A 23,535-nucleotide genomic window follows, 5' to 3' on the forward strand; every position below is an offset into this window, starting at 1 on the left:
TGAGTCTGATAAGGGTTAACAGTGACCGATACTCCCGAGTCCACCCCGAACGAGCCGGAGACCACCGAGACACCCCTCGCGGCGGTCGTCCAGCACGACCGGATCGAGCCGGTCGGGCTCGAGGTCGAGATGCAGCGTTCGTACCTCGACTACGCGATGAGCGTGATCGTCGGGCGGGCCCTGCCGGACGTGCGGGACGGGCTCAAGCCGGTCCACCGCAAGATCCTCTACGCCATGTACGACTCGGGTTACCGGCCGGACCGGGGCTACGTGAAGTGCTCCCGGGTCGTCGGCGACGTGATGGGGCAGTTCCACCCGCACGGCGACTCGGCCATCTACGACGCGCTGGTCCGGATGGCCCAGCCCTGGGCGCTGCGCTATCCGCTCGTCGACGGCAACGGCAACTTCGGCTCGCCGGGTAACGATCCGGCTGCCGCGATGCGCTACACCGAGTGCAAGCTGGACCCGCTGGCGATGGAGATGCTGCGGGACATCGACGAGGACACCGTCGATCTCCAGGACAACTACGACGGCCGGGCCAAGGAGCCCACCATCCTGCCGTCGCGCATCCCCAACCTGCTGGTCAACGGGTCCGAGGGCATCGCGGTCGGGATGGCCACCAAGATCCCGCCGCACAACCTGCGCGAGATCGGCGCGGCGGTGCAGTGGTGCCTGGAGAACCCGGAGGCAGACGAGGCGACCACCCTCGAAGCGCTGCTGGAGATCGTCAAGGGTCCGGACTTCCCGACCCACGGGCTGATCGTCGGTCAGTCCGCCATCCAGGACGCGTACCGGACCGGGCGTGGCTCGATCCGGATGCGCGCCGTGGTGGAGGTCGAGGAGGACAAGCGGGGCCGGCCGGCACTGGTGGTGAGCGAGCTGCCCTACCAGGTCAACCCGGACAACCTGGCCGAGCGGATCGCCGAGCTGATCAAGGAGGGCAAGCTCGGCGGCATCGCCGACATCCGGGACGAGTCCTCCGGGCGTACCGGCATGCGGATCGTGCTCGTGCTCAAGCGCGACGCGGTCGCCAAGGTGGTGCTGAACAACCTCTACAAGCACACCCAGCTCCAGGAGACCTTCGGCGCCAACATGCTGGCCCTGGTCGACGGGGTGCCGCGCACGCTCAACCTGGCCCAGTTCATCAGGTACTACGTCGAGCACCAGATCGAGGTGATCCGGCGGCGGACCGCGTTCCGGCTGCGCAAGGCCGAGGAGCGGGCGCACATCCTGCGCGGTCTGTCCAAGGCGCTTGACGCGCTGGACGAGGTGATCGCCCTGATCCGGCGGTCGCCCACCGTCGACGACGCCCGGCAGGGCCTGATCCGGCTGCTGGAGATCGACGAGATCCAGGCGACCGCGATCCTGGACATGCAGCTGCGCCGGCTGGCCGCCCTGGAACGGCAGCGCATCCTGGACGACCTGGCCAAGCTCGAACTGGAGATCGCCGACCTCAAGGACATCCTCGCCAAGCCGGAGCGGCAGCGGAAGATCGTCTCCGAGGAGCTGAGCGAGATCGTCGCGAAGTGGGGCGACGAGCGGCGCACGAAGATCGTCCCGTTCGACGGCGAGGTCTCGATGGAGGACCTCATCGCCCGCGAGGACGTGGTGGTCACCATCACCCGCACCGGGTACGCCAAGCGCACCAAGGTCGACCTCTACCGCTCGCAGCGGCGCGGCGGCAAGGGAGTGAGCGGCGCAACGCTGCGGCAGGACGACATCGTCAGCCACTTCTTCGTATGCTCCACGCACGACTGGATTCTGTTCTTCACCAACAAGGGCCGCGTGTACCGGGCCAAGGCGTACGAGTTGCCCGAGGCCAGTAGGGTGGCCAAGGGCCAGCACGTGGCCAACCTGCTCGCCTTCCAGCCGGACGAGCAGATCGCGCAGATCATCGAAATCCCGAACTACCAGGTGGCCCCCTACCTGGTACTCGCCACGAGAAACGGCCTGGTGAAGAAGACCCGACTCGAGGAGTTCGACTCCAACCGGTCCGGCGGCGTCATCGCGATCAACCTGCGCGATGAGGACGAGCTGGTCGGTGCCGTGCTCGCGGCACCGGAGGAGGATCTGCTGCTCGTCTCCAAGAAGGCCCAGGCGATCCGGTTCAACGCCTCCGACGAGGCGCTGCGCCCGATGGGCCGGGCCACCTCGGGTGTGATCGGCATGCGCTTCACCGACGACGACGTCCTGCTGGCCATGGAGGTCGTCCGGGAGGGCCTGGACGTCCTGGTGGCCACGAACGGGGGATACGCGAAACGTACCCCCATCGAGGAATACCCGGTTCAGGGCCGGGGAGGTAAGGGCGTGTTGACTGCGAAGATCACCGAGCGCCGCGGTGGTCTGGTCGGCGCGGTGGTGATCGACCCGGACGACGAGCTGTTCGCGATCACCAGCAACGGCGGCGTCATCCGGACTCCGGTGAAGCCTGTACGCCGTACCCGTGACCGGAACACAATGGGGGTCAAGCTGATGGACCTCCCGGACGGCGTGACTATCGTGGCGATTGCTCGCAATGCCGACGAGCCTGACGAACAGGACTAGTTGAATGACGGAGACACAGGCGAAGTCGGGGAACAAGGGGACCTCGGCCACCCCGGTCGACGAGGAGGCCGCCAAGAGCGGTACAACCCCCGCCGGCCGCGCCGCCGTGGGTCGGGCCACCGTCCCCGCCGACGCGCCTGCCCCGAAGTTCACCCGGGCACCCGGCATGGCACCGCCGCCGGACAAGCCCGGTGAGGACTCGGGAACGACCGAGAAGCCCCAGCCGACGGGCACCGACGCGCCCTCCTCAGCCACCCAGCCGGTGGCTGCGGCGGCCCGGTCGAGCAACACGACACAGCCGATCACGGTGGGGGCCGCCACCTCCCCGTCCACCACAGGCACCCAGCCGAAGGTCGGCGGTTTCCGGCCGACCCCGGACAACGCCGCCCGCCCCGCCAACGGTGGCGGTCTGCCCCCGGGCATCGGTGGCGCGTCCGCCGTCGGCGCCGCGCGGGTGGGTGACGCGGTACGCGCCGCGCGTACCTCGGTCAGTTCGGCCGCCTCCCGGGGGCCGCGCCGGGCCCGGCTGAACCTCAAGCGGATCGACCCGTGGTCCGTGATGAAGTTCGCCTTCGCCGTCTCCGTGGTGCTGTTCATCGTGGTGGTCGTGGCGACCTCGGTGCTCTATCTCGCGCTGGACGCGATGGGCGTGTTCCAGAGCGTCAACGACAGCCTGACCGACCTGGTCAGCGCCAGCGGCGGGCAGGGCACCAACAGCGGCTTCCAGATCACCGCGAAGGGCGTCATCCTGACGTCCGCCCTCGTCGGTCTGGTGAACGTGGTGCTGTTCACCGCGCTCGCCACGCTGGGGGCGTTCATCTACAACGTCTGCGCCGACCTGGTCGGCGGGATCGAGTTGACGCTCGCCGAGCGCGACTGATCCGACCCGACGCCGGGGCGCCGCGAACAGCGGCCGCCCCGGCGTCGTGCTTTCCCCGGCCCGTTTGCGCCCCCTCCTGGGTCGCTCGGCCGGGTCGTGGCCGCTCGTGGGTCGATTCAGCGGTGTCCGGGTCGCCCGATGCCGCTGTTTCCCGTCGCAGGAGTGGATCTCTGACCCCCTGGACCGGGGGAAAGGGCTCGCCCGGTCGTGAGCCGACCGGTACGGTCGGGAAGGCGCGGGAGCGTCGGCCACCCCGATTTGGGAGCGGACGACGCGATGGGTTAATCTTGCTCGTCGCCACGCGGGGCTATAGCTCAGTCGGTTAGAGCGCAGAGCTGATAACTCTGAGGTCGCTGGTTCGATTCCAGCTAGCCCCACCGCACACCGTTCCGACGGGCAGTCGAGTCGAGCGCGAGGGGTCGCCCCATGTTCAAGAAGCTTCTGTTCCTGGTCGGCATCATCGGCGTCGCTGCTGTGGTGGCCAAGAAGGTCAAGGAATCCAACGACGAGCGCGCCCTGTGGCACGAGGCCACCACCTCGCCCGACCTGCGCTGACCAGCCAGCACCCGGCGGCTCGTCCGCCCTCGGGGGCCCTAGCTCAACTGGCAGAGCACTGCCTTTGCAAGGCAGGGGTTAGGGGTTCGAGTCCCCTGGGCTCCACCAGCACTTTCCTTGGTTGATCTCGACCCCGAGTACAGCCATTCGTACAGCCAAGCGGTTCACGCCGTCCCTTCCTCGCCGAGCACGCGATCGATGGCCGAGGCAGCCTGACGAGCCCGCGCCGGCAGGACGTGCCCGTAGGTGTCGGCCGTCATTCGGATCGTGGAGTGCCCGAGCAGTTCCATGACGGTCCGCAGCTCCTCGCCCTGGTCGAGGAGGAACGTCGCGAACGCGTGCCGAAGATCATGCAGGTGCAGCCACTCCAGACCTGCCGCCGAACGGAGCTGCTCGAAGCGACGGTTCACGTTTCGCGGTTCCATCGGCGTACCGATCGTGCTCGCGAAGGCCAGGTCGTGATCCGACCACACCTCACCGGCGGCAAGCCGCTCCCTGGCCTGACGCACTCGTTGCGACTCCAACGCCCGAACCGCCAGCGCCGACAGCGGCAGCGGACGACTCGACCGATGCGTCTTCGGCGGCACGAACTCAAGACCACGGTCGGTCCGCTGGAGGGTCTGACGCACGAACAACGCCTTCCCCGGCAGGTCGACATCCGACCAGCGCAGGCCCAACAGCTCAGCCCGCCGCAGACCGGTCGCCAGGGCGAGCACGAACAGCGATTCCAACCGGTCGCCCTTGAGAACCGACAGCAGCGTCTTGGCTTCCTCCGGCGTCAGGGCACGCCGTTCGACCCGGCCGAGAGCCGGAGGCTTGGCCGCTTTGGCGACGTTGCGTGGGACCAGGTCCATCCGTTCGGCGTCGGCCAGGGCGACACGAAGAACCGCGTGCACCTTGACGATGCTGGCCGGCGCCAGCTTGCCCCGCAGACCGGTCAGGAATCGCTGCACGTCCCGAGGCGTCAACCGATCGAGCTTCACCCGGCCCAGTCCCGGCACCAGGTGCTTGGTGACCGCCAGGCGGTAGCGCGTCAGCGTTGAAGGACGAGTACCGTCATGCGCCTTCACATCGCGCAGCCATTCCGTCAACCAGGCTTCCAGAGTTCGGGGCGGCGTGGCGAGGTCGACGCCCAGCTGTAGCTGACGCCGCAGTTCGTCCCGCTTCCGGACCGCCTCAGCCTCACTCTTGGCGTAGACGTACTTTCGCTTCCGCTTCCCGTCGACCCAGCCTAGATCGATCACCGCCGCCCAGACGCCGGGGCGCTGCTCGTACACCGAACCCTCACCATGAGCACGACGCCGCCGGCTGGTCACGCTGCAAACTCCTCATCAGCCGACAGGAACTCATCGATTGCCGCCAGCGGGATCAGCCGAGCGCGACCCGCCTTGATCGACCGGAGTCGCCCGGACCGCATCAGGACGTAGACGGTGTCCCGGCAGACGCCGAGGAGCGCAGCGGCTTCGGCGGGGCGGACGCTCTTGGGCGCGACCGTACGAGAGTGGTTGGCGATGGTCATCACTCCATCTCCTTCGGGTCGGCAGCACGACCGCTGTCGGGGCTGGGTACTGCTGGTAGTAGTCCTCGGCGAAGTAGTTGACCTGTCTCGGGAGAAGCGGAGCTCGCTCGATCCTGGGCAGCGCGTAGGGCGGCTTTCCATTGGGCGCGTTGGGACAGCGCTTTGAGGAGCCGGTGTTGTAGGGGTGGGATGTCCGGGTCATCGGGCCGGGCGAGTTCCCAGGCGAACGCGGGTGGGTCGTCGGGGCCGGTGGTCGGGGCGTCGTCGGCACCGACGGTGACGCCGAGGAGGTTTCGCACCCAGGCGCGTGCGTCAGCGCGGTGGTCGGCGAGGGTTTTGCCGGACCAGTCGCGAGAAACGAGGATGCGGCGTCCACCGATGCCGAGGGTGGCCCGTTGGTGGACCTTGCCCTTGCACCGTCCGGCCTGGAGGCGGCTGTGGGCCTTCTTCGGTTGGACGCCGTAGAGCAGCCAGTTGGCGCACCGCTCGTTGCAGGGGGTGATCCGGAGTTGCTGCCAGAGCCGGTCGAGGTGGTCGCGCTGCCGGTCGGTGTTCGCGGTGTGGCAGTCGGCGGCGGACTTAGTGATGTACTTCGTGATGTAGCCGATGGTGCGCTGTGCGTGGACGGTGCCAGGGGTAACGCCTTCGGCGCGGACCTGGACGCCGAACCGGGCGACGTGAGCCGGCGATGCGTCGGGGTCGGCGTCGACCAGGTCCAGAGCGTCAGCCCACGACGGGAGCGGCGCGCGGGTGTCGGGGTCGACCCAGGCGTTCGCGTCGTTGTCCCACACCGGCGGCCGATCCAGCGGATACACCAGTTCATCGGCGGGTGGCCACCACACCTGGTGATACGTCGCGGCGGCAACTTGCTTGAGCACCGCGCGAGGGATGGTGCCGCGGATGGCGAAGTGTGCATGTGGGGCGAGGCGGCGTTGGGGTTCGACGCAGCCGGCGTATTGGACGTTCCAGCCGACGCAGCGGCGGAGGTTCTGCCAGAACCGGTCGAGGAGCCGGGCGAAGTGCACCGCGTCCCACGCCGCGCGCTGGTAGTCGTAGGTGTCCGGGTCGACGGGCGTGCCGTCGGGCAGGACCCGGCCGTAGGAGTCGAGGGTGAGGGTGAGCCACATCGACGGCCGGTGTTCGGTGCCGTCGGGGGCGACGTACACCTTGCCGAGGGTGCGGGGTTCGACCTTCTTACGCGGCAGGTCGGGTGCGTCCTGGCGGCGGCGGGTCGACCGCTTCCGACGCGGCCCCGCATCATCCTCATCGGGGTCGTGGGAGGGGGCGACCCGCCCGCGTAGGCCCTCAGCGGCGATGGCTTCTTCTACCTCGGCGATCGCTTGGTCGATGCCGGGGATCTGGTCGTGTTGGGCGGCGCGGTGGGCTTCGTCGCGGGCGAACTCCAGATGACCGCGCAGCAGGATCAACTCTCGCTGCGCGTCGGTGGCCGGTTGGGGTGCGGGGGCGGGTTCGTCGGTGCGGTGCCAGCCTTCCCGGATCTGCGTGCGCCGCAGCCGCTGGGCGCGTTTCGCGCAGGGCGGGCACTTGTCGTCGCGGGTCGACCCGCAGGGCAGGTCCACGACTTCGGTCTGTCCGGTGTGCAGGTCGGTGCGGCGCAGGGTGACCGGGTGCAGGCACACGCCGTACTCGGCGGCCATCTCCTTGAGCACCTGCCGGGACATGGGCAGCGCGAGACGGGCAGCACGCGAACCCGGGGTCGGCGGCGGGGTGTCGGGGGTGAGGCCGGGCAGGGTCGGGGCGGTCAACGGGTCACCTCCGGTGGTAGCGGCAGGGGGGTTGGCTGGCCCACCCGTGGCCGGGGTCGGTCAGGGGTGGGCCAGCCGGGCGGGTTAGTGGTGGCAGCCGGGGCAGTGCAGGCCGGGGCAGCAGCGGCCCGAGCTGCGGCGCAGCAGGACGGCGATGACGGCCAGGACCAGGACGCCGCCGGCGATCAGCGGCAGCATGGTGAGGGCCGCGCGGACGAGCTGGACGGTCAGATAGCCGGCCACGGCGACGAGGCCCACGGCCGGGACGGCGATGGCCAGGCCACGGCGGGACCGGCGAACCCGGATGGGGCGGGGGTCGAGGAACCGGATGGTGACGGTCACCCGGCGCCCATCGGGGAGCTGCTGGGGTCGGGTCATGGACAGCAGGCGGCCGGAGTCGCGGACGAGGGCGATGGTTGCGGCGACTTCGGCGGGGGTGCCGACGACCCGGCGAACGAGCGCGCCGGAGGCGGGGGGTCGGGTGCGGGCAAGGTGGGTGCGCGTCACTGGATCACCCCGGCGGCGTAGACGTGGCCGTTGGTGCGGGCCGGGATCACGGGCGAGGGCACGTAGACGGACGGGACCGAAGGAACGGGAGCGGGTACGTGGACCGGTTCCGGAGCCGGGGTGGGCGGCACGACGGGGGCCGGGGTCGGGTTGACGGGGGCCGGGGCGGTGTCGGTGTCGTCCAGGTCGATGGGGTCAGCAGGCTTGGCCGGCGCAGGCACCGGGGCCGGGGTGGGGGTGGTGTGGCCGGTGAGGACGAGTTTGGACAGGGCGAGGAACGCCAGCGCGGGCACGGAGGACAGCAGCCGGGACGAGAAGCTGTCGTTGGCCACGGCGATTTGCGCGGCGAGGGACAGCACGACGGAGGCGATCAGGATGGCCAGGGGGTAGAGCACGGAGGCGTCCGGGTCGCGGCGGCGTCGGCGGCGGATGACGAGCAGTGCGGCGGCGGGGGTGAGTTCGGAGATGACGGCGTTGGCCCAGCCGAACCAGTCCCCGGTACCGGCGGGGGCGTGGGCCATGGTCCAGTCGTGGACGTGGGTGAACGACGCGGCCCCGGCGAACCCACCGACGGCCAGGAGGATCAGCACGAGCAACGCCGACTCCAACCGGTCAGCGATCGTGGCGGGGCGCATCACGACACCTGCCCGACGCTGCGCAGGGCCGGGTTCAGGTCCCGGGTCAGGTAGTACGCGGCGAAGTCAGCATCGGTGCCCGGGGCCGGGTCGACGCCACAGCGGCCTTCATCCGTGATGGCCCGGTCGGCGCAGGGCAGGCACCAGGGGGCACCGTCGTGCCAGTGTGTAGCCGGACGGAGGCAGGAGGCGGACAGGCAGCGCACCGGCCCGGAGTGCGACCGCACCACCGACGATCCCCGGCCAACGGACGACCGAACGGGATCGCGAGCCGGGGCGGGAACCGGGTCGCCCTGGACGTTGGTGGGCGGAGTGGGGTGGAGCCAGGCGCGCAGGTTGCGGATGTAGACCGCGCCGTAGACGAAGCAGGAGGCCAGGAAGCCCCACTGCTCGGTCACGAGGGAGTAGGCCAGCCACAGGAACTGTCCGGCGAGTCCGATCGCCCAGCCGACCCAGGAGCGTTTCCCGGCGAGGTAGAGGCCGGTGACGCCGACGGCCATGAGGAGCCAGGACCAGAGTTGGTGGTTCACTGCGGGGCCTCCCAGGTGATGAAGTCGTGGAACCGGCAGACGGGGCACGGGGTCACCCAGATCCGGTGCCGGGGCGGGGTCAACTCGAAGGTGAGTTCGTCGCGGATGGCGGCGGGGTTCCAGACGTTGACCTCACCGCGCTGCCCGCACAGGGAGCAGTCCTCGGGATTGGTGACCAGGTGCAGCACCCCGGCGGGGCCGGCGATCATCACGGAGAGGTCGCGGCCGAACGGGCCGGCCATGGGGCGGGTCATGCGGCCCATCCCCAGGTTTCGGCGTCCTCGGCGGCGATCTCCGCGTGACGGCGCAGCGCGGTTCCGATCACCGCGTCCAGGACGGGGTCGGGGGCGCAGTAGGGGCAGGACTGGTCGGGGTCGGTGTGGTGCAGGTCGAGACAGATCCGGCGGATCGGACGCATGGTGAGCCGACGGGTAGCCATCAGGGGACTCCTCGTTTCGGGCGGAACGGAAAGGTCAGCGGGTGGTGGGGCGGATGTGCACGCGGATCCACTCCGGCGGCTCACCGGTGGAGGCGACCGCTTCGGACAGGCACCGCCACAGCGCCCACGCCTCAGCCGGCGTCAGATACATCCGGCGACGCCCGGCACCAACGGCGACGTACAGGTCAGCGTCGGGAGCGACCCGGACCGTCACCGGCACGGACGCCTTATCCACGTGCGGAGCACGCAGCCGGTAGAACCGGCGATCGGCGGCGGGCGCGTCGAGCGGAGGGTCGGCGTACGGCATCCGCACCGGGACGTCCTCGGGCAGCTCGTGAGCGGTCATCGGGAGTCACCTCCATTGCGGGTGCCGTTGAGGTCCAGGGCGTTGAGCAGCGACGGCGGCAACAGCGGCGCATCCTGCTTCGGCCGGTAGGTGCGCCCACCCACGCCGGTGCCGTTGCCGTTGCGGGCAGCCGGGACCGGACGGGCCGGGGCCGGAGTCGGTTCCGGGTGGGACTGGGTCTCGGGTGGGGCGGGAAACGTCGCGGCCATCTCCCGGATCACGTCGTCGGGGATGAAGGAGAACCGCACCCGGGCCGGTTCGGGCTGGCCGTCGAGCAGGACATACGCCACGCCCGGAGCGGACAGGGGGATCTGATCGGCCAGGGCACCCCGATCCCGCGCACCCTCACCAAGCAGCAGATCGACGTGACTGCGTTCGGTCAGGCCGAGCGCGATACGGGTGGGGAAGAAGTCCCGCACCGACACGACTTCCTTACGCGGGTCCTGGGTCGCGGCGACGACCAGCACCCCGAGCCCGGCGCCCTGCGTCAGGAGCAGCCCCAACGCCTGAGTGATCCGGTTCCGCAGGTCACTGTCGGGCAGGAACGCCAGCAACGCCGCAATCTCGTCGATGACCACGACGATCAACGGTTCGTCGGTGGTGGGGGTGTGGACGCGGACCTTGCCGCGCAGCACCTGCTGACGGGCCCGCATCCTGGCGACGGCGTCATCGAGCATGTCCGCCATCCGGGTCCAGTCGTCATCGACGTAGCGGGAGAACAACGCCGCACCGATGGCCAGTTCCATGCCGCCCTTCGGGTCGATCGCCCACACCCGCACCAACCCGGAGCGGATGCCGGAGGCCAGCGCCCGCAGCAGCGACCAGATGACCGAGCCCTTGCCCATGCGGGTCGCGCCGCCGATCAGGACGTGGGTGGCCAGCAGCCGCAGCGCGTACACGGCCAGGTCCTCTCGCATCCCGACCGGCAGGGCGGTGAAGTCCGGGCGCGACGGCACCGGCCACGGCTTCACGATCTGCCGCAACGGGTCCCGGCGGATGAACACCAACCGCAGACGCCGCGGCCGATCCCGGAACCGGATGCCGTCGACCAGGCGCAGCAGCCACGCGAGATGACCGGAGCGAGGCGGAGCCACCGGCCGGCCGGAGCGGACGCGGCAGTGCCGGGAACCGAACGAGTGCGCCAGGTCCCGCGCCGCCTTGTGGTAGACCTCCGGGTTCTGACCCCGAGGCATCCGCACCACCAGTTCATCGGTGGCGTGGGTGCACCGCACCGACAGCAGGACTGGCAGCTTCTTCCCACCGTCGTACTTCTTCACCAGCCCACACAGCGACATCACCTCGTGCCACTGCCGCCGATACACCCACGAGCGACGCCACAGCCCGATCAGCCGCAACACGACCAGCCGATGAAACGACTCCCGGCCACGCCACCACCACACACCCGAGCCACCCGCGACGACGACGGCGGCCAGGAGGTGAGGCCACCAGCCATACGACCGGTAGACATCTACGGCGAACAGGACCACGGCGACGACGAGCACCGATCGCCAGTTCCGCACCGCAGCTACACCCAGCCGCACCACGCCGACAACGAGACGCACCAGCAGGAACAGGCCGGTGACGGTCCAGACCAGCGGCCACGGAGCAGCGACCTGGAACCTACGGAAGTTGACCAGCGGGGCCCGCATCAGGCCACCGCCTTACCGGCCGAGCGTCGCTCGGTCCACACCTCGGCGCAGACCTTGTGCACTGGCTTGCCAGCGGGACTCCGACAGATCGCCGGCTTCCCGCAGATCACACACGGAGCCGGCTCGCCGGCACCCGCACCGCGCGTCCAGTCCAGGACGATTGGCATGATGAACCTGCCCTTCCAGGCCGAGAGGATTGGTGAGGGCAGCGGGGCGGCCAAGCTTTCCTAGGGCCAGGGCCGCCCCGCGCCACACATCGAACGTCAGTAGCCGTGCCGCTTGAGCGCGTCGAACGCCGCGTGCTGCTCCGCCGACGTCGACTCACCGAGCGCGGATTCGAAGGCGTCTTTCGCCTGGCGGAACTCCGGGCCGTCGATGTCCATGTCGGCGGCGTCGGTCTCCCGCATCCCGAGGTTGACCAGACGCAACACCTGATCCCGGCGTACCGGGTCCGGCTGAGGCTTCTTCCTGCCGAACATCAGGCAGCCTTCCCGCGCGACTCCGCGAGGGTCTTCGGGGCCACCAGCGCCGTCGCCCGGTAGGAGTACGCCAACCGGCCGTTGCTTCCCACGTACGGCGTCACCGTCAGGCCCTCGAACTCCACGGGCTGGAACGGACCCACCGGCGGCACCGGCTGCACCGGCGACAGGATCTTCACCGCCACCTCACGCGACCGCGCCCCAAGCTCCGGGTCCATGTCCATCACCCGGCATTGCCACACCCGCAGACCCGTCACCTTGTCCTTCGCCGGGGTCCGTACCCGCGTCTTCTCGTCGAAGTCCTGCGCCTCAGCGATCGAGTCCGGCACGAACACGCACCCGTGCGGGAACACCGCCTCGAACGACAGCCCGATCCGCGCACCACCCTTGAGAGCCACGCTCTCCACCTCCATACCGATTGGTGCCTCGCCTACTCCTGTAGACCTGTAGAGGACTGTAGCTGCCTCGTTGGGCGTCCACAAGTCCTCTATAGGACTGGGTTTGGCTGGTGGCGCAACAAGCGGCCATGCGTTGACCGGCTAGCGCACGTACAGTGAAGTAGAGAGGTTGTCCTAGAGAGGACTACCGGAGTGAGGGCGGCGATGACCGACGAGTTGGGCGCAAGGGCACCCAAGTACCTCCAGATCGCAGCAGAGCTGCGGCGAAGCATCCGCGACGGCGACCTGAAGGCGGGAGAGCGCCTGCCGGCCGAGACCGCGTTGGCCGAGCGCTTCCGAGTGAGTCCGATCACCCTGCGTAACGCAATGGGGGTTCTTCGCGCCGAGGGACTGATCGAGTCCCGTCATGGCGTGGGGACCTTCGTCCGAGAGAGCCGGCGGTTGCAACGCCGCTCGCGGCATCGCTATGGCCGGGCGCGCAGCGACCAGCGACTGTTAACAGCTCACCTGCGACACGACATCGTGTTCGCGGGGAAGGCTCCGGTGCGCGGCGAGATCGCTGCCGCGATGGGAGTGCCGGCAGGGTCCGAGGTGGTGGTACGTCGGCGGCATCTCTACGACCAGGAGACCGGCAGGCCGGAAGAGATCGGCGCGAGTTACATCCCGACCGACATCGCCGGCGGAACCTACCTGGAGACTCCCCAGGTCGTGCCCAAGGCTCTCTTCCTCTGCATCGAGGAACTCAGCGGCAAGCGCTACGCAACGGCCCGTGATCACTGGTTCTCCCGCCTTCCCACGGCGGAAGAGGCTGCCGCACTGGAGTTGCCCACAGGTGCACCCGTCATGCAGGTCATCCACGTTGCGAGGGCCGACGATGGGAGCGTCTTGGAGGTCTCCGAGTCAGTCTGGCCGGCGGATCGGATTGTCGTCATCGACGAGTACCCGGTAGAGCCGGAGCCGGCCCAACCTGACACCCCGTCGGAAGTCTGAGGAGGCTAGATGTCGCTCGTTGACCTCGCCCCAGGCCAGCACGCCGATCACGTTCGCAACCACTGGTGGTGGCGTCCAGGGTGGCACGTCGGCAGACGCTTCTACGCCTTCCACATCACCTTTGAAGATCAGCACCAGCTCTACCGAGCCGCGAAGGCGTACCGAACAAGCCTGGCGGAGATGCCGAGCCTCACCCTGATCCCGAACCGGTGGTTGCACCTCACCATGCAGGGCATCGGCTTCGCCGACGAGATCGCCCAGGATCTCGCCGAGAAGATCGCTGACGAGGCCCGCTCGCTGCTGGCCGACGTTCCGGCATTCGAGGTGGAGTTCGGCCCGATCGTCGTAGCGGATGAGGCGATCGTGATACCAGCCGAACCCGCCGAGCCAGTTCACGAGCTGCGCCACCTTACCCGGCAGGCAATCGGCCGGGTCCTCGGCGATGACCGGATCGGCGAAGACCCGGACCGGTTCCGGCCTCACGTGAGCGTCGCCTACATCACTGCCGAGGGTTCCGCAGCGCCGTACGTCGAGGCCGTGGAGCGCACGAACGTTGAGCCCGCTCGCGTGGCGATCAAGCACGTCGACCTGATCGAGATGCACCGAGACCAGCAAATGTACGAGTGGACAACGGTCGCCAACCTGCCACTGAGGTAGGCGAGCAACGACCAGCAGGGGCGGCTTCCCACGGGAGGCCGCCCGAGCTGTTTGGCGTGAAGGGTGCGAGGAAGGAAGGCGCAGACGTGCAACGAGGCAAGGTTCTGGGCCGTCATGAGTCGAGGGGTAGGGAAGCAGGCAGCAGGGTTGCGATGACGGGCGACTCCCCGCGGACGACGGACGCTGGCACGAGTCACGGGTAGCCGTCGCTGCGGGTGGAGATGCACGTCGGTGATTGGTGTCGTGTTGGCCTTGGTCGGCTCGGAGCTGCCTGTGATCTGTTGCCGAATTGGCCTGTACTAGATCAAGCGCGCTCCGCGCGGCGCGGGCCGGGGCGCGGCAAACGGCTCCTGCGGAGCCGCCGCCCCGGCCGCCTACGGCGCCGGGGCGGAAAATCAACCGGCCCGAACCCCACGCCCCGCCCCGCGCGTCACACCTGGGTCAGTGAAGTGACCCGGTGACGAGTCCCGAAGGACGACCAGGGCCAGGCGGACACGCTTCCACCCGATGCCGACGATCCCGAAGCGGCACGAGATCCGGCAGGCAAACCGCGGCGGACGAAGTTGCCGAACGGTTCCGCACGGTCGCTCAGGCCCAGGGTGGGGAAGGGGTGGAGGTGGGTGTGAGGGTGGTGGGGTGAGGGGGAGGGCGGGGTTAGAGCTGTGCCTCCGGCGGGGGCCAGACGACTCCAGGATGGAATTGCCGAACGGTTCCGGTTGTGGGTGGTTGAGGTGGGATGCCATCCCGTCAGCCACCGACCCAGGCAAGCCGAGCAGACCAGGGCCAGGGCGACAAGGTCGTACGTCCGGTAGGGCGCTCCACCTTGTCACCCTGGCCCTGGCCCGCTCCACGGTGTGTGGGTCGGCGGCAGACGGGATGGCATCAGCACGAGTGGTGGGCTGGTCGGAATGTGTCGGATGGACGGCAGTGCCCTTGGACTATGTCGTGGCAGGATAGTAGGCATCGATGACTCTAACCAGAGCCCAGAGGAGAGCGATGGCCGTCGACAATTCTGGCGAGTCTGAGACCCCGCCCGAGGTGTACGCCGTTGGACGGGGGGTGCAGCAAAACGTATTCTACGGCACTGTTAATGTCGGGTCCGGTAGTTATCAACTTAATAGCACTCGCCGCCTCGCGAGCGAACGGCAAAAGCTATACTTCGGCTTCTTTCGGCAGGCGTTGCAGCAGGCAGAGACGACTTTCCGCCTGAGTGTTATATTCATGTCGTGCGGTGCTGCGATTATCCTTGCCAGTGCAATTCTGGCGCTGATCAACGCCGGGAACCCGAATGTTGATTACTTGCCGTTGGTTACAAGCCTTACCGGCTTGCTGATTACGGTTGGTGGAGGCGCGTTGGCTATTCATTCAAACCGCGCCCGGCGGCATCTGGCTGAACAGGCGGAAAGACTTGATGTCAAAATCGAGCAAGACCATAAACTTGAGCAGGCTAGCGTGTTCATCGAACGTGTCGACGACGCGCGCCTTAAGGATCGCCTGCGGGCAATGACGGCAATGCAGGCGCTAGGCATTAGCCCGGATCCGGACCTGACGGCTAATCAAATTCTTCCGGAGCAAGGCGAGAGCGCTAAGGAGATCGGTCGGAAGCATCCGGGGAATAGTGCCTAAAGTGAGACATGCAATCTGTTGCTTGGCTCTATCCCTATACCCGATCGGCGAACAGTAGCCGACGCAGGCGGGGCGGGCGGTTAAGCGAGCTGGTTGGAACCCTTGGGGCTGACCGGGCGCCGATTTTTGAGCGGCCTACGGAAAGCAACCACGTTATCCTGCGACTCCGCATCTGATGCCGGCTCAAGTGGCAATTCATCGACGGTCGCATACTGCTCAAGAACTGCAAAGGCTAGTTCCTGCGACCAGCCTGCATCCCGCGCCATTGCCTCTACATTCGGACCGCTGCCATAGCTAATTTCTAGTAGCTTACGGAAGGCGCGTGGCTTCTCGCGGGGGACATAACCAGGCTCGGACCGGTTCCACCCTCGCGCGCTCACCTGCTTGTAAAGACTAGTTGCTCTCTCCTGGTCAATGAAGCCTGATTCCTTAGCACGTCGAATCAGGCTTTTCACCGACACGCCCCATTGCGTCTTGAGCATCGTCAGAGTGCTCAGTGTTATCCGCGAAGGCATGGCCCGCTCGATTGCGAACCTTGGCGTCAGGAGTTCCGCTGCGAACTCGTCTGCCTCAGCCTCAATCTGTTTACCTGCGTGTTGACCCCTGTGCAATACAAGGTGCCCAAGCTCGTGGGCGACGCTCCAGCGCAAGCGATCCCCAGGCACGCCGCTGAGAAGGCCCACAACAGGCGTGCCATCACGCCATGCGCAGAATGCGTCAAGCGCAGCGGCGGAGTAAGGAAGTCCGAGGACTGTGACACCCAAGCGCTCAACCGCTAGGAGTAGGTAGGGAAGCGGCTGGTCCAGTGAGAACCCTAGGAGTGGCCGAAGCTCTTGCGCTGCCTTCGTTGGTGATGCGCCTGGCATAGCTGGAAGCCTGACAGGTAGCGGGCTTGCTCGAAGCTTCATGCGCTCGTACTCTTCATCGATTAGACGAGCCCATTGCAGGGCAGATGATTTCACGCCCTGAGTCAACCTACTACTTCTCGCCCGAAGCTGCGGCGATTGCGCTTCTAAATGAGGTGACGGTTGCCTCTCGAAGAAGTCAACCGTCACTCCAAGCGTTGCCGCGATCAGGGCAATGGTCTCGGCATCTGGAATCGCCGCACCTGATTCGATTCTAGATACCTGGTACTGGCTGAGTTGGGGAATCATTCCGGCGAGCGCAGACTGGGTGAGGTGCTGCATCTCCCGCACCTGCTTGACGCGCTCGCCGTAAATCATCCCGCTTCCTCGAATCCAATCTGTGGATAAACGTGGTCGGGCTCAAGCTCATTGAGGTCCGCCGCGCGCATGGTCGCCATCTTGCGAGACAGCTTGCCATCCCAACTCAGCTTAAGGCTATGCCTTCGATGATCACCGCTTGCCGGCGAGGCCAGTAGCATCGGATCCAGTAGCTGACCGTGATCATCCTGCCACAGAAGAAGTAGGTTCTCGGTGCTCATTCCCTCGAACGGCTCTTGGCGCCAGAACGCCTGCTTCGCCTTCGATCGCCCGGGAATCGGAACCCGCGGTGGAAACCCCTTCCTCTTGCCCTCCTTGTCGATCTCGCCACCCTCGGCATGGAGCACCCGGACCATGTAGCCGCCGAAGGCAACCAACAGGCCGGACAGGGGGAGGACGAACCGGTGTCCATCGAGCGTCGCCTGCAACCCCCCGGACCGGAGCTCCTCGCACGCGACGCGGCGGACCGTGTGGAGGTAGTACCACGGGTCGTCGAGCCGGAGGAACTTGGCGCGAGTGTGTTGTTCTGCGGCTGCCTTCAGCCCCGCCTCAAGCGAGTCAAAGACCGGCTTGATGATCGGCTGGAGACTCTTGACAGCCTCGCCGTAGCTTCCCATCTGCATAAGATGCCACAGGAGTTCACATCCGTTCCACTCGACACGCCGGTCCAACTCATCGATGAGCCCTGCTCATGATCGTATCGAACACGTGTGCGACTAGCAATGATGTCTGGCCCCAGCGGGCCGGGTAGGTGCTGCGGAGGCCAACGGTTGTCAGGTGGCCTCCATCGATCTAGTGCCCGGCAAGGATGAGTGGCTGTACAGCCATCCGTACAGCCAAGCCGACCGACGGGCGCAGCCGGAGGCCGGCGGCGGGCGACAGGCTGAGCAGGTCAGCAGCAGTCACCGACGCTGGCAGACAGCAGGCTTGATCTTTGCAAGGCAGGGGTTAGGGGTTCGAGTCCCCTGGGCTCCACCAGCACGAACACCGGTTGATCTCGGTCCCGGGTACAGCCAATCTGCTCAGGCCGTTTCCTGTTCGGGCACGACTGCGTATGAGGCTGCGGTGTCCACGCGGAGGCCCTCCGGCGTGAGCGCCGGGCCAGCCCAGGCAGGTGGGGCAGCTACCAGGCGGAGAACCACGGCGGTGCCGGAGGTTTCACCAGCCTCCGCGAGCCCTTCCCATGGCTATGGCGCATTGCTCTGATGGCCATCAGAGCAATGCGCCATCAGAGCATCGGCTCAGGCTGGACCAGCTTCACCCTGCCACCCGGGTTGCCCGGGATCACCTTGCCTGTGGCCGCAGCGTCGAGCACCGCGTCGAGGAGTTCTACGGACAGCTTCGGATGGCAGCTGGTGGATGCGACCCGCAGCGCCGGGACAGCCCCTCGTTCAGCCCGGATCAGGCGGTGGGTGTCTCACGTTGCCGACGCCTGATGATGACAACAGAGCGTGCAGGTGAGCGGTGATCATCGGCGCAGCCCGACAGAAGCCGTGATCTACGCAAGAAGATGTCAGGGTTCGGGGCTGCGATCAGTAGCCGGCCAGCCTGGGTGCCAATGCGATCGCGACGAAGCGGACCGAGCGGCCCAGCAGGCATGTCACCCCGAATGCGGCCGGACGCAGGGGCGTGCGGCCCAGGTAGACGCTGGTGGCCAGCAGTGGTGGGAATCCGGTGATCGCGCTGACCAGAAGGACACCGATGGCCTGGCGGGGGCGTTCCGTCACCTCGACGAGTCGTGCGCCGGCCGCCTTCGGGCGGGCGAGCAGCGTCCCCCAGCGGCTCACCGGTCGGGGCGCGGTCGGCGTACGTCTGCTGAGCCGGCGTCGCAGCCACGGTGAGTGGAGCGCGCCGCGTGTGCTGAGGAAGATCAGGAACTTGCCGGCCGTCTGACCGGCTGCGGCGGCGACGCCGAGCGCCACGGGCGGCGTGCCGGTGGTCGCTACCGCCGCCACCAGGTACGGCTCGGCGGGGGTGAACGGCAGGAACGCCGACAGGAGCCCGACGGCAGCAGCCGCCAGCACAGCGATCATGGCTGGGCGGGCGGCGGGTCGACCGGCAGCCTGGCGGTGGATACCAGCGAGACGAGCTTCACCACGGCGACTCCGAGGGCGAAGGTGACGGCGGCGACGGTCGGCGCGAAGATCGCCAGGAGCACGACCGCTGCGGTGTTCAGCGCCTTCGCCGGTGGAGACCAGTTCCACCGGTAGATGCGGCGGTCGACGCGGGCGAAGTGGTTCGGGCTCAGCAGCGGCCAGCGCAGGAACATCAGGCTCAACAGCTGGTCGATGACCATGAACTGGACGAGGAAGACCGCGATCGGCAGGGCGGTTTCGGGCCGCAGCGCGACGAGTGCCGCAGCGCAGGCCGACGTGCAGGCCCGGTCGGCGACGATGTCGAAGACCGCGCCGGTGCGGGTCTCCTGTCCCAGGGCGCGGGCGGCGACACCATCGAGGACGTCGCCGACCCAGTAGATCAGGTAGGCGGCGACGAGCAGGTGGGCGTCGCGGTGGGTCAGCGCCGCCACCGCGAGCCCGAAGGAGCCGACCGTCCGTACGGCGGTGATGGTGTTGGGGACGTTGAGCAGCGTGACCGGCGGTGCGAGCCCGAGAGTGGTCATTCGGCGTCTTTGAGGATTCGTTGCATGTCGGCGGTGCGCCGGTGCAGGTCGGCCAACTGTGCGCTCATCTCGGTGAGCAGTCGCTGTGTCTCGGCGGCCTGCTCGGCGTACTGCCGTTGCAGTTCGCCGGACACCTCGGTCCGCTTGCGGACGCCCGCATACCAGACGACCGAGATGAGCACGGCGGCGACGACGATCAGGAAGACCGATGCGGCGTCCATCTAACTGGTTCCCTTCGGTGGGGCGTCGCCGTCTCCGGCGTTGCTCAGGGTCGCGGCGGCAGCGGCCACCACGTCGGGCGTGAGCTGTAGCGAGAACGGTGCGACCTCGTAGTACTTGAGCGCCTTGCCGTCCCCGGACAACTCCAGGTGAGCGGTGACCAGTTCGGCGCGTTCCAGCTTCTTCAGGTGCACCTGGAGCAGCGCGCGGCTGATGCCCAGATCGCGGGCGAGTTGTGAGACGTAGGCGCGTCCGCCGGTCAACGCGGCGAGCACGCGGAGTCGGTGTGGGCTGGCCAGCGTGGCGAGAACCTCGACCAGCCGGTCGCCGCTCAGGTCACCCATAGCTCACCTTGGCTCATGCCAACTATTATTTGCATGTGCTGTGATGGGATGTCAACTCCCGGTCGGGTTGGCGGGCTGCGGAAGCTGCGGATCAGCCGCCCGTCTGCCACCCTGGGTCGTGCTGATTTACAAGATCCTCCTGCCCGCCGAGTGGGCCGAGTTCGAAGCCGCCGGGCGCTTCGACGGCTCGCCGTTCGACCACAGCAGCGGCTTCATCCACTGCTCCTCGCGCGAACAGGTGGGTGCGACCGCCCTGCGGTTCTTCGCGCAGGAGCCGGCGCTCGTGATCGTCGCCCTCGACGCCGGGCTGCTCGACGCGGTGCGCTGGGAGGACACCTCCGACGGCGGTTCCTTCCCGCACGTCTACTCGGCGCTACCGCGCGCCGCCGTCGTCGCGGTCCACCACGTGGCGGGGGCGTCGTCGGTGGACGACACGCTGGGGCGGAGCTAGGCAACGAACCCGACCGAGAGACGGGAGGAGGAACCGGAACCTGCTCAGACCTGACGCAGCAGGGCCAGCAGGCCGTGGCCGTCCTCGACCCGGGCGTCCGGTACGACGGCGGGGTGCGGCGACTCCCGGTCGGTGCGGGGTGAACGCATCAGGATCGCCGCCCCCGCCCCGGCCCGGCGGGCGCACTCGACGTCCCGACCGAGGGTGTCCCCGACGAACCAGCAGTCACCGATCGGCACGCCGACGGCCTCCGCCGCCAGCAGCGCCAGGCGCGGGTTGGGCTTCCGGGGGCCGGCCTCGTCGCTGTAGAACTGGGCGGCGAACGACCCGGCCAGCCCGACGGCGGCCAGGAAATCCCGGTGCGCGGCACCGCAGAGGGTGTTGCTCACCACGGCCAGCGGAAGGCCCGCCCCCGTGGCCGCCCCCAACGCCTCGGGGATACCCGGGCGCACCGCCCAGTCCGCCCGCCACGTCCAGGCGTACGACAGGGGGGTCGCCTCGCGGTCGACGGCGTCGCGGGCCGGGCGGGGCCACGATCCGGTGACGAACTCGGCCCACACCCGGGAGTGCGGCAGCTCCACCGGGTCGGCGGTCCGGCCCGCGTCGTCGCGCCAGGCCGAGTACCGTCGCGCGCCCTCGGTCAGGTCGGCGGCGATCTGCCCTTCGGACACGGCGCCGTCGACGAGCTGGCAGAGCCGTCGGACGAGCTCCGGTGGGGCGGGCGGCTGCGGTGGCGCATCGGCCAGGACACCGCCGAAGTCCAGCAGGAGGGCGCGCGGCGAGCGGAGCATGCCGGCGATTCTCCCGCAGGCTGACCGACCGCGGGACGGTGCGGTCGGCGTACATCCCCTAACCTCTCGGCATGGGAGCACTCAGACCGTGGCACCTGGCCGTCCTGATGCTCTGCTGCCTGGTGCCCACGGCGCTGGCCATCGGCGGGGGCGTCCGGGTGATGCGTCGCTCCGGTCGGAGCCGCTGAGCCGCATGCCGACCGATGGTGACCCGGGCAGCCGCCGTCTCAGGCTCTACTGCCGGATCGACGTCACCGTGACCGACCCGGCCGCGCTGACCGGCCACGCGGTCGCCGAGCTGTGCGCCGCCGACATCGACTGGACGCAGGAGGAGGACGACCTGCCGTCCGCCAGCGCGGAGCTGCGGGCTGACCTCACCAGGGCGCTCGCCTCCGTCGCGGACGTCACCCGGATCGTCGACGGAGTTCCGGGCATCGAGGTCCGGGGTGGCGTCTGCTGGGCGGAGACCGGCCCGCCACCCGCGCCGGTCCGGGCGTCGACGGCAGGCTAGCGTCGGGGGGTGACCACTGGCTCTTCCCGCGTCCTGCCCGCCGAACACGACGGTATCGCCGAGGCCGCCGACGTGCTGCGGGCCGGCGGGCTGGTGGCCTTCCCCACCGAGACGGTCTACGGGCTCGGCGCGAACGCGTTGGACGCCCGGGCCGCGGCGCGGATCTTCGAGGCGAAGGCGCGGCCCAGCTTCGATCCGCTGATCACCCACCTGGCCGACACCGCCGACCTGCCGGCCCTCGTCGGCGTGTTGCCCCCGACCGTCGCGGTGCTGGCCGAGCGGTTCTGGCCGGGGCCGCTCACCCTGATCGTGGACCGGCCGGCCGCGATCCCGCCGATCGTCACCTCCGGCCTGGACAGCATGGCCGTGCGGGTGCCCGACGAGGCGTCCGCCCGGGCGTTGATCAGGGCCGCCGGGGTGCCGGTGGCCGCCCCGAGCGCCAACCGGTTCGGGCAGCTCAGCCCCACCCGGGCCGAGCATGTCGTTCGCGGGCTCGGCGCGGCGGTCGACGTGGTGCTCGACGGCGGTCCGACCCGGTGCGGGATCGAGTCGACCATCGTGGACGCGCGTGGCCCGCAGCCGGTGGTGCTGCGCCTCGGGGCGCTCGCCGTGGAGGACCTCGTCGCGGCGGTCGGCCCGGTGACGATCCGGCCGGGCAGCTCCGGGCAGCCGGTCGCCCCCGGCACGTTGGCCGCGCACTATGCGCCGCGTACCCCGTTGCGGGTGGTGCGGGGTGCGGTGCCGGCGGCGGACGACGGCGTCCGACGGGGCTACCTGGCCTTCCGCGCGGCCCCGGCGGCGGACTACGCGGCGGTGGAGGTGTTGTCGCCCGCGGGTGACGTGACCGAGGCCGCCGCCCGCCTCTTCGACGCGCTGCACCGGCTGGACGCGGCCGGGGTGACCGAGATCCTCGCCGAACCGGCCCCCGAGGAGGGGGTCGGCCGGGCGGTCAACGACCGGCTGGGTCGTGCCGCCGCCACCTGGGCCCCGCCCGGCTGAGCCGGCGGGTGCTCCTCGACGCCCCGGCGGACGGGCGGGCACCGCAGCGGTCAGGCCGGCGGGGTCAGCGAAACGGTCTGGCCCCGAGCCACGGTGCGTACGGCCGAGACGAACCCCCGACGTCGTGCCTCGTCGACGAAGTGCCGCAGCGGGGACCGGAACACCGGGTAGTCGTCGTAGTGGATCGGGACGGTGAGCCCGGGACGGATCAGCTCGGCCAGGTCGGCCCCCTGCCGGGCGTCCATGGTGAGCAGCACGCCGGCGATCCGGGTGCCGCCGAGGTGGATCAGCATGGCGTCGACGTCGGGGAAGCGTTCGGGGATCTCGGCGAGCTGCGGGCGGAACAGGGTGTCCCCGGTGACGTAGAGCCGGAAGGCGGGCTGCCCCGGCCGTTGCAGGTCGACCATCGTGCCCATCACGTCGGGGAGGAGCCGGTCCAGCACACCCGGGCCGTGCTGGCCGGGCAACGCGGTCAGCCGCAGGGTACCGCCGTCGCGGTGCAGTTCCCGCGACTGCCAGGTCGGTAGCCCCTGCGCGGCCCGGAACCCCCACCGGCGCAGCCGGCGTTGCGCCGCCGGTGTGGTGACGATCGGCAGTTCCCGGTCGAGCCCCCGGCGGGCCACCCGGTCGAAGTGGTCGCCGTGCAGGTGGGACAGGAGCACGGCGTCCAGGTCGGGCAGTTCGCCGATGGTCAGTGCCGGGTCGGTGCGCCGCCGGGACCACAATCCGTGCCCGAGGTACGCCCGCTGCCCCCGGTGCAGGAAGTTGGGATCGGTGAGCAGGGTGAACCCGCCGAGCCGCAGAATCGTCGTCGCAGTGCCCACGAAGGTCGCCTCAGCCGGTCCCATGGTCCGTCG

The 23,535-nt window shown here is 68.8% G+C and carries 29 protein-coding genes and 2 tRNA genes; 11 read left to right on the forward strand and 20 right to left on the reverse strand.

What is annotated here, in order from left to right; translation table 11 throughout:
* Positions 1-21: 21 nt before the first annotated feature.
* The 5 genes from gyrA (at position 22) to ACN268_RS22100 (ending at position 4,087) form a co-directional block, all read left to right on the forward strand.
* On the forward strand, positions 22-2,544 hold the full coding sequence (gene gyrA, locus ACN268_RS22080) for a DNA gyrase subunit A (RefSeq protein ID WP_421484821.1): 2,523 nt from the start codon (positions 22-24) through the stop codon (positions 2,542-2,544).
* Between the two features lie 4 nt (positions 2,545-2,548).
* Positions 2,549-3,424, forward strand: a complete 876-nt coding sequence (locus ACN268_RS22085; RefSeq protein ID WP_421484822.1) for a DUF3566 domain-containing protein — start codon at positions 2,549-2,551, stop codon at positions 3,422-3,424.
* Between the two features lie 303 nt (positions 3,425-3,727).
* Positions 3,728-3,801 (forward strand) — tRNA-Ile (locus ACN268_RS22090).
* 49 nt (positions 3,802-3,850) lie between these two features.
* On the forward strand, positions 3,851-3,979 hold the full coding sequence (locus ACN268_RS22095) for a DLW-39 family protein (RefSeq protein WP_211291697.1): 129 nt from the start codon (positions 3,851-3,853) through the stop codon (positions 3,977-3,979).
* 32 nt (positions 3,980-4,011) lie between these two features.
* Positions 4,012-4,087: transfer RNA gene (locus ACN268_RS22100), tRNA-Ala, on the forward strand.
* Between the two features lie 56 nt (positions 4,088-4,143).
* Here ACN268_RS22100 and ACN268_RS22105 read toward each other — a convergent pair.
* The 12 genes from ACN268_RS22105 to ACN268_RS22160 form a co-directional block, all read right to left on the reverse strand.
* On the reverse strand, positions 4,144-5,256 hold the full coding sequence (locus ACN268_RS22105) for a tyrosine-type recombinase/integrase (RefSeq protein ID WP_421484823.1): 1,113 nt from the start codon (positions 5,254-5,256) through the stop codon (positions 4,144-4,146).
* A gap of 35 nt (positions 5,257-5,291) precedes the next feature.
* Positions 5,292-5,498: a helix-turn-helix domain-containing protein gene (locus ACN268_RS22110; RefSeq protein ID WP_074478321.1), complete on the reverse strand. Its 207-nt coding sequence runs from the start codon at positions 5,496-5,498 to the stop codon at positions 5,292-5,294.
* Positions 5,498-7,264 (reverse strand): replication initiator, encoded by a 1,767-nt coding sequence (locus ACN268_RS22115; protein ID WP_421484824.1) that lies wholly within the window; start codon positions 7,262-7,264, stop codon positions 5,498-5,500. Before ACN268_RS22115 ends, ACN268_RS22110 begins: the two co-directional genes overlap by 1 nt.
* 84 nt (positions 7,265-7,348) lie before the next feature.
* Positions 7,349-7,771 carry a hypothetical protein gene (locus ACN268_RS22120; protein ID WP_421484825.1) on the reverse strand — a complete coding sequence of 141 codons (423 nt, stop codon included), beginning with the start codon at positions 7,769-7,771 and terminating at the stop codon, positions 7,349-7,351.
* Complete coding sequence (locus ACN268_RS22125; protein WP_421484826.1) at positions 7,768-8,406, reverse strand: hypothetical protein; 639 nt, start codon at positions 8,404-8,406, stop codon at positions 7,768-7,770. Before ACN268_RS22125 ends, ACN268_RS22120 begins: the two co-directional genes overlap by 4 nt.
* Positions 8,406-8,936 (reverse strand): hypothetical protein, encoded by a 531-nt coding sequence (locus ACN268_RS22130; protein ID WP_421484827.1) that lies wholly within the window; start codon positions 8,934-8,936, stop codon positions 8,406-8,408. Before ACN268_RS22130 ends, ACN268_RS22125 begins: the two co-directional genes overlap by 1 nt.
* Positions 8,933-9,190: a hypothetical protein gene (locus ACN268_RS22135; protein WP_421484828.1), complete on the reverse strand. Its 258-nt coding sequence runs from the start codon at positions 9,188-9,190 to the stop codon at positions 8,933-8,935. The genes ACN268_RS22130 and ACN268_RS22135 overlap by 4 nt, the downstream gene beginning before the upstream one ends.
* Positions 9,187-9,375: a hypothetical protein gene (locus ACN268_RS22140; protein WP_074475723.1), complete on the reverse strand. Its 189-nt coding sequence runs from the start codon at positions 9,373-9,375 to the stop codon at positions 9,187-9,189. Before ACN268_RS22140 ends, ACN268_RS22135 begins: the two co-directional genes overlap by 4 nt.
* Positions 9,376-9,409: 34 nt before the next feature.
* Positions 9,410-9,721, reverse strand: coding sequence for a spread protein (locus ACN268_RS22145; protein WP_421484829.1), 312 nt, complete (start codon positions 9,719-9,721; stop codon positions 9,410-9,412).
* Positions 9,718-11,370, reverse strand: a complete 1,653-nt coding sequence (locus tag ACN268_RS22150) for an FtsK/SpoIIIE domain-containing protein (RefSeq protein ID WP_421484830.1) — start codon at positions 11,368-11,370, stop codon at positions 9,718-9,720. Before ACN268_RS22150 ends, ACN268_RS22145 begins: the two co-directional genes overlap by 4 nt.
* Before the next feature lie 263 nt (positions 11,371-11,633).
* Entirely contained in the window at positions 11,634-11,849 is a 216-nt protein-coding gene (locus ACN268_RS22155; protein ID WP_074475721.1) for a hypothetical protein, read from the reverse strand.
* On the reverse strand, positions 11,849-12,247 hold the full coding sequence (locus tag ACN268_RS22160) for a transcriptional regulator (RefSeq protein ID WP_421484831.1): 399 nt from the start codon (positions 12,245-12,247) through the stop codon (positions 11,849-11,851). Before ACN268_RS22160 ends, ACN268_RS22155 begins: the two co-directional genes overlap by 1 nt.
* Positions 12,248-12,451: 204 nt before the next feature.
* Here ACN268_RS22160 and ACN268_RS22165 point away from each other — a divergent pair, with 204 nt between their 5' ends.
* From ACN268_RS22165 to ACN268_RS22175, 3 genes are all read left to right on the forward strand, one after another.
* The gene (locus ACN268_RS22165; RefSeq protein WP_421484832.1) at positions 12,452-13,237 is read left to right on the forward strand and encodes a GntR family transcriptional regulator; all 786 of its coding nucleotides are present in this window, start codon (positions 12,452-12,454) and stop codon (positions 13,235-13,237) included.
* 9 nt (positions 13,238-13,246) lie between these two features.
* Positions 13,247-13,894 carry a 2'-5' RNA ligase family protein gene (locus ACN268_RS22170; RefSeq protein ID WP_421484833.1) on the forward strand — a complete coding sequence of 216 codons (648 nt, stop codon included), beginning with the start codon at positions 13,247-13,249 and terminating at the stop codon, positions 13,892-13,894.
* 996 nt (positions 13,895-14,890) lie between these two features.
* A complete protein-coding gene (locus tag ACN268_RS22175; RefSeq protein WP_421484834.1) occupies positions 14,891-15,520 on the forward strand; it encodes a TRADD-N-associated membrane domain-containing protein in 630 nt (209 codons plus the stop codon).
* 80 nt (positions 15,521-15,600) lie between these two features.
* Here the strand turns inward: ACN268_RS22175 and ACN268_RS22180 are convergent, their stop codons facing one another.
* The 6 genes from ACN268_RS22180 to ACN268_RS22205 all read right to left on the reverse strand — a co-directional run bounded on the left by ACN268_RS22180 (position 15,601) and on the right by ACN268_RS22205 (position 19,926).
* A complete protein-coding gene (locus ACN268_RS22180) occupies positions 15,601-16,743 on the reverse strand; it encodes a helix-turn-helix domain-containing protein (protein WP_421484835.1) in 1,143 nt (380 codons plus the stop codon).
* Entirely contained in the window at positions 16,740-17,360 is a 621-nt protein-coding gene (locus ACN268_RS22185) for a hypothetical protein (RefSeq protein WP_421484836.1), read from the reverse strand. The genes ACN268_RS22180 and ACN268_RS22185 overlap by 4 nt, the downstream gene beginning before the upstream one ends.
* 915 nt (positions 17,361-18,275) lie before the next feature.
* Positions 18,276-18,776, reverse strand: coding sequence for a hypothetical protein (locus ACN268_RS22190; RefSeq protein WP_421484837.1), 501 nt, complete (start codon positions 18,774-18,776; stop codon positions 18,276-18,278).
* A complete protein-coding gene (locus ACN268_RS22195; RefSeq protein ID WP_421484838.1) occupies positions 18,773-19,363 on the reverse strand; it encodes a CDP-alcohol phosphatidyltransferase family protein in 591 nt (196 codons plus the stop codon). The genes ACN268_RS22190 and ACN268_RS22195 overlap by 4 nt, the downstream gene beginning before the upstream one ends.
* Entirely contained in the window at positions 19,360-19,584 is a 225-nt protein-coding gene (locus tag ACN268_RS22200; protein WP_421484839.1) for a hypothetical protein, read from the reverse strand. Before ACN268_RS22200 ends, ACN268_RS22195 begins: the two co-directional genes overlap by 4 nt.
* On the reverse strand, positions 19,585-19,926 hold the full coding sequence (locus ACN268_RS22205; RefSeq protein WP_421484840.1) for an ArsR/SmtB family transcription factor: 342 nt from the start codon (positions 19,924-19,926) through the stop codon (positions 19,585-19,587).
* 118 nt (positions 19,927-20,044) lie between these two features.
* Between ACN268_RS22205 and ACN268_RS22210 the strand changes: the two genes are divergently transcribed.
* Positions 20,045-20,377 carry a DUF952 domain-containing protein gene (locus tag ACN268_RS22210; RefSeq protein WP_421484841.1) on the forward strand — a complete coding sequence of 111 codons (333 nt, stop codon included), beginning with the start codon at positions 20,045-20,047 and terminating at the stop codon, positions 20,375-20,377.
* Positions 20,378-20,421: 44 nt separating this feature from the next.
* Here ACN268_RS22210 and ACN268_RS22215 read toward each other — a convergent pair whose 3' ends face one another.
* On the reverse strand, positions 20,422-21,168 hold the full coding sequence (locus ACN268_RS22215; protein WP_421484842.1) for an HAD family hydrolase: 747 nt from the start codon (positions 21,166-21,168) through the stop codon (positions 20,422-20,424).
* Positions 21,169-21,361: 193 nt separating this feature from the next.
* Between ACN268_RS22215 and ACN268_RS22220 the strand changes: the two genes are divergently transcribed.
* Together ACN268_RS22220 and ACN268_RS22225 are read left to right on the forward strand one after the other, a co-directional pair.
* A complete protein-coding gene (locus ACN268_RS22220) occupies positions 21,362-21,679 on the forward strand; it encodes a hypothetical protein (RefSeq protein ID WP_421484843.1) in 318 nt (105 codons plus the stop codon).
* Between the two features lie 33 nt (positions 21,680-21,712).
* Positions 21,713-22,678, forward strand: a complete 966-nt coding sequence (locus tag ACN268_RS22225) for an L-threonylcarbamoyladenylate synthase (protein ID WP_421486961.1) — start codon at positions 21,713-21,715, stop codon at positions 22,676-22,678.
* Between the two features lie 50 nt (positions 22,679-22,728).
* On the opposite strand, the gene ACN268_RS22230 is transcribed toward ACN268_RS22225, so the two are convergent.
* A complete protein-coding gene (locus ACN268_RS22230; protein WP_421484844.1) occupies positions 22,729-23,526 on the reverse strand; it encodes an MBL fold metallo-hydrolase in 798 nt (265 codons plus the stop codon).
* Positions 23,527-23,535 lie beyond the last annotated feature (9 nt).

Source organism: Micromonospora sp. WMMD735, from assembly GCF_049178995.1.
Taxonomy (GTDB): Bacteria; Actinomycetota; Actinomycetes; order Mycobacteriales; family Micromonosporaceae; genus Micromonospora; species Micromonospora wenchangensis.

Excerpts from the sequence above, each read along its gene's own strand:
- ACN268_RS22085 (WP_421484822.1), top strand. The coding sequence starts at position 2,549 with ATGACGGAGACACAGGCGAAGTCGGGGAACAAGGGGACCTCGGCCACC.
- ACN268_RS22095 (WP_211291697.1), top strand. The coding sequence starts at position 3,851 with ATGTTCAAGAAGCTTCTGTTCCTGGTCGGCATCATCGGCGTCGCTGCT.
- ACN268_RS22110 (WP_074478321.1), bottom strand. The coding sequence starts at position 5,498 with ATGACCATCGCCAACCACTCTCGTACGGTCGCGCCCAAGAGCGTCCGC.
- ACN268_RS22125 (WP_421484826.1), bottom strand. The coding sequence starts at position 8,406 with ATGCGCCCCGCCACGATCGCTGACCGGTTGGAGTCGGCGTTGCTCGTG.
- ACN268_RS22135 (WP_421484828.1), bottom strand. The coding sequence starts at position 9,190 with ATGACCCGCCCCATGGCCGGCCCGTTCGGCCGCGACCTCTCCGTGATG.
- ACN268_RS22140 (WP_074475723.1), bottom strand. The coding sequence starts at position 9,375 with ATGGCTACCCGTCGGCTCACCATGCGTCCGATCCGCCGGATCTGTCTC.
- ACN268_RS22145 (WP_421484829.1), bottom strand. The coding sequence starts at position 9,721 with ATGACCGCTCACGAGCTGCCCGAGGACGTCCCGGTGCGGATGCCGTAC.
- ACN268_RS22150 (WP_421484830.1), bottom strand. The coding sequence starts at position 11,370 with ATGCGGGCCCCGCTGGTCAACTTCCGTAGGTTCCAGGTCGCTGCTCCG.
- ACN268_RS22155 (WP_074475721.1), bottom strand. The coding sequence starts at position 11,849 with ATGTTCGGCAGGAAGAAGCCTCAGCCGGACCCGGTACGCCGGGATCAG.
- ACN268_RS22165 (WP_421484832.1), top strand. The coding sequence starts at position 12,452 with ATGACCGACGAGTTGGGCGCAAGGGCACCCAAGTACCTCCAGATCGCA.
- ACN268_RS22170 (WP_421484833.1), top strand. The coding sequence starts at position 13,247 with ATGTCGCTCGTTGACCTCGCCCCAGGCCAGCACGCCGATCACGTTCGC.
- ACN268_RS22175 (WP_421484834.1), top strand. The coding sequence starts at position 14,891 with ATGGCCGTCGACAATTCTGGCGAGTCTGAGACCCCGCCCGAGGTGTAC.
- ACN268_RS22180 (WP_421484835.1), bottom strand. The coding sequence starts at position 16,743 with ATGATTTACGGCGAGCGCGTCAAGCAGGTGCGGGAGATGCAGCACCTC.
- ACN268_RS22185 (WP_421484836.1), bottom strand. The coding sequence starts at position 17,360 with ATGGGAAGCTACGGCGAGGCTGTCAAGAGTCTCCAGCCGATCATCAAG.
- ACN268_RS22190 (WP_421484837.1), bottom strand. The coding sequence starts at position 18,776 with ATGATCGCTGTGCTGGCGGCTGCTGCCGTCGGGCTCCTGTCGGCGTTC.
- ACN268_RS22195 (WP_421484838.1), bottom strand. The coding sequence starts at position 19,363 with ATGACCACTCTCGGGCTCGCACCGCCGGTCACGCTGCTCAACGTCCCC.
- ACN268_RS22200 (WP_421484839.1), bottom strand. The coding sequence starts at position 19,584 with ATGGACGCCGCATCGGTCTTCCTGATCGTCGTCGCCGCCGTGCTCATC.
- ACN268_RS22205 (WP_421484840.1), bottom strand. The coding sequence starts at position 19,926 with ATGGGTGACCTGAGCGGCGACCGGCTGGTCGAGGTTCTCGCCACGCTG.
- ACN268_RS22215 (WP_421484842.1), bottom strand. The coding sequence starts at position 21,168 with ATGCTCCGCTCGCCGCGCGCCCTCCTGCTGGACTTCGGCGGTGTCCTG.
- ACN268_RS22220 (WP_421484843.1), top strand. The coding sequence starts at position 21,362 with ATGCCGACCGATGGTGACCCGGGCAGCCGCCGTCTCAGGCTCTACTGC.
- ACN268_RS22230 (WP_421484844.1), bottom strand. The coding sequence starts at position 23,526 with ATGGGACCGGCTGAGGCGACCTTCGTGGGCACTGCGACGACGATTCTG.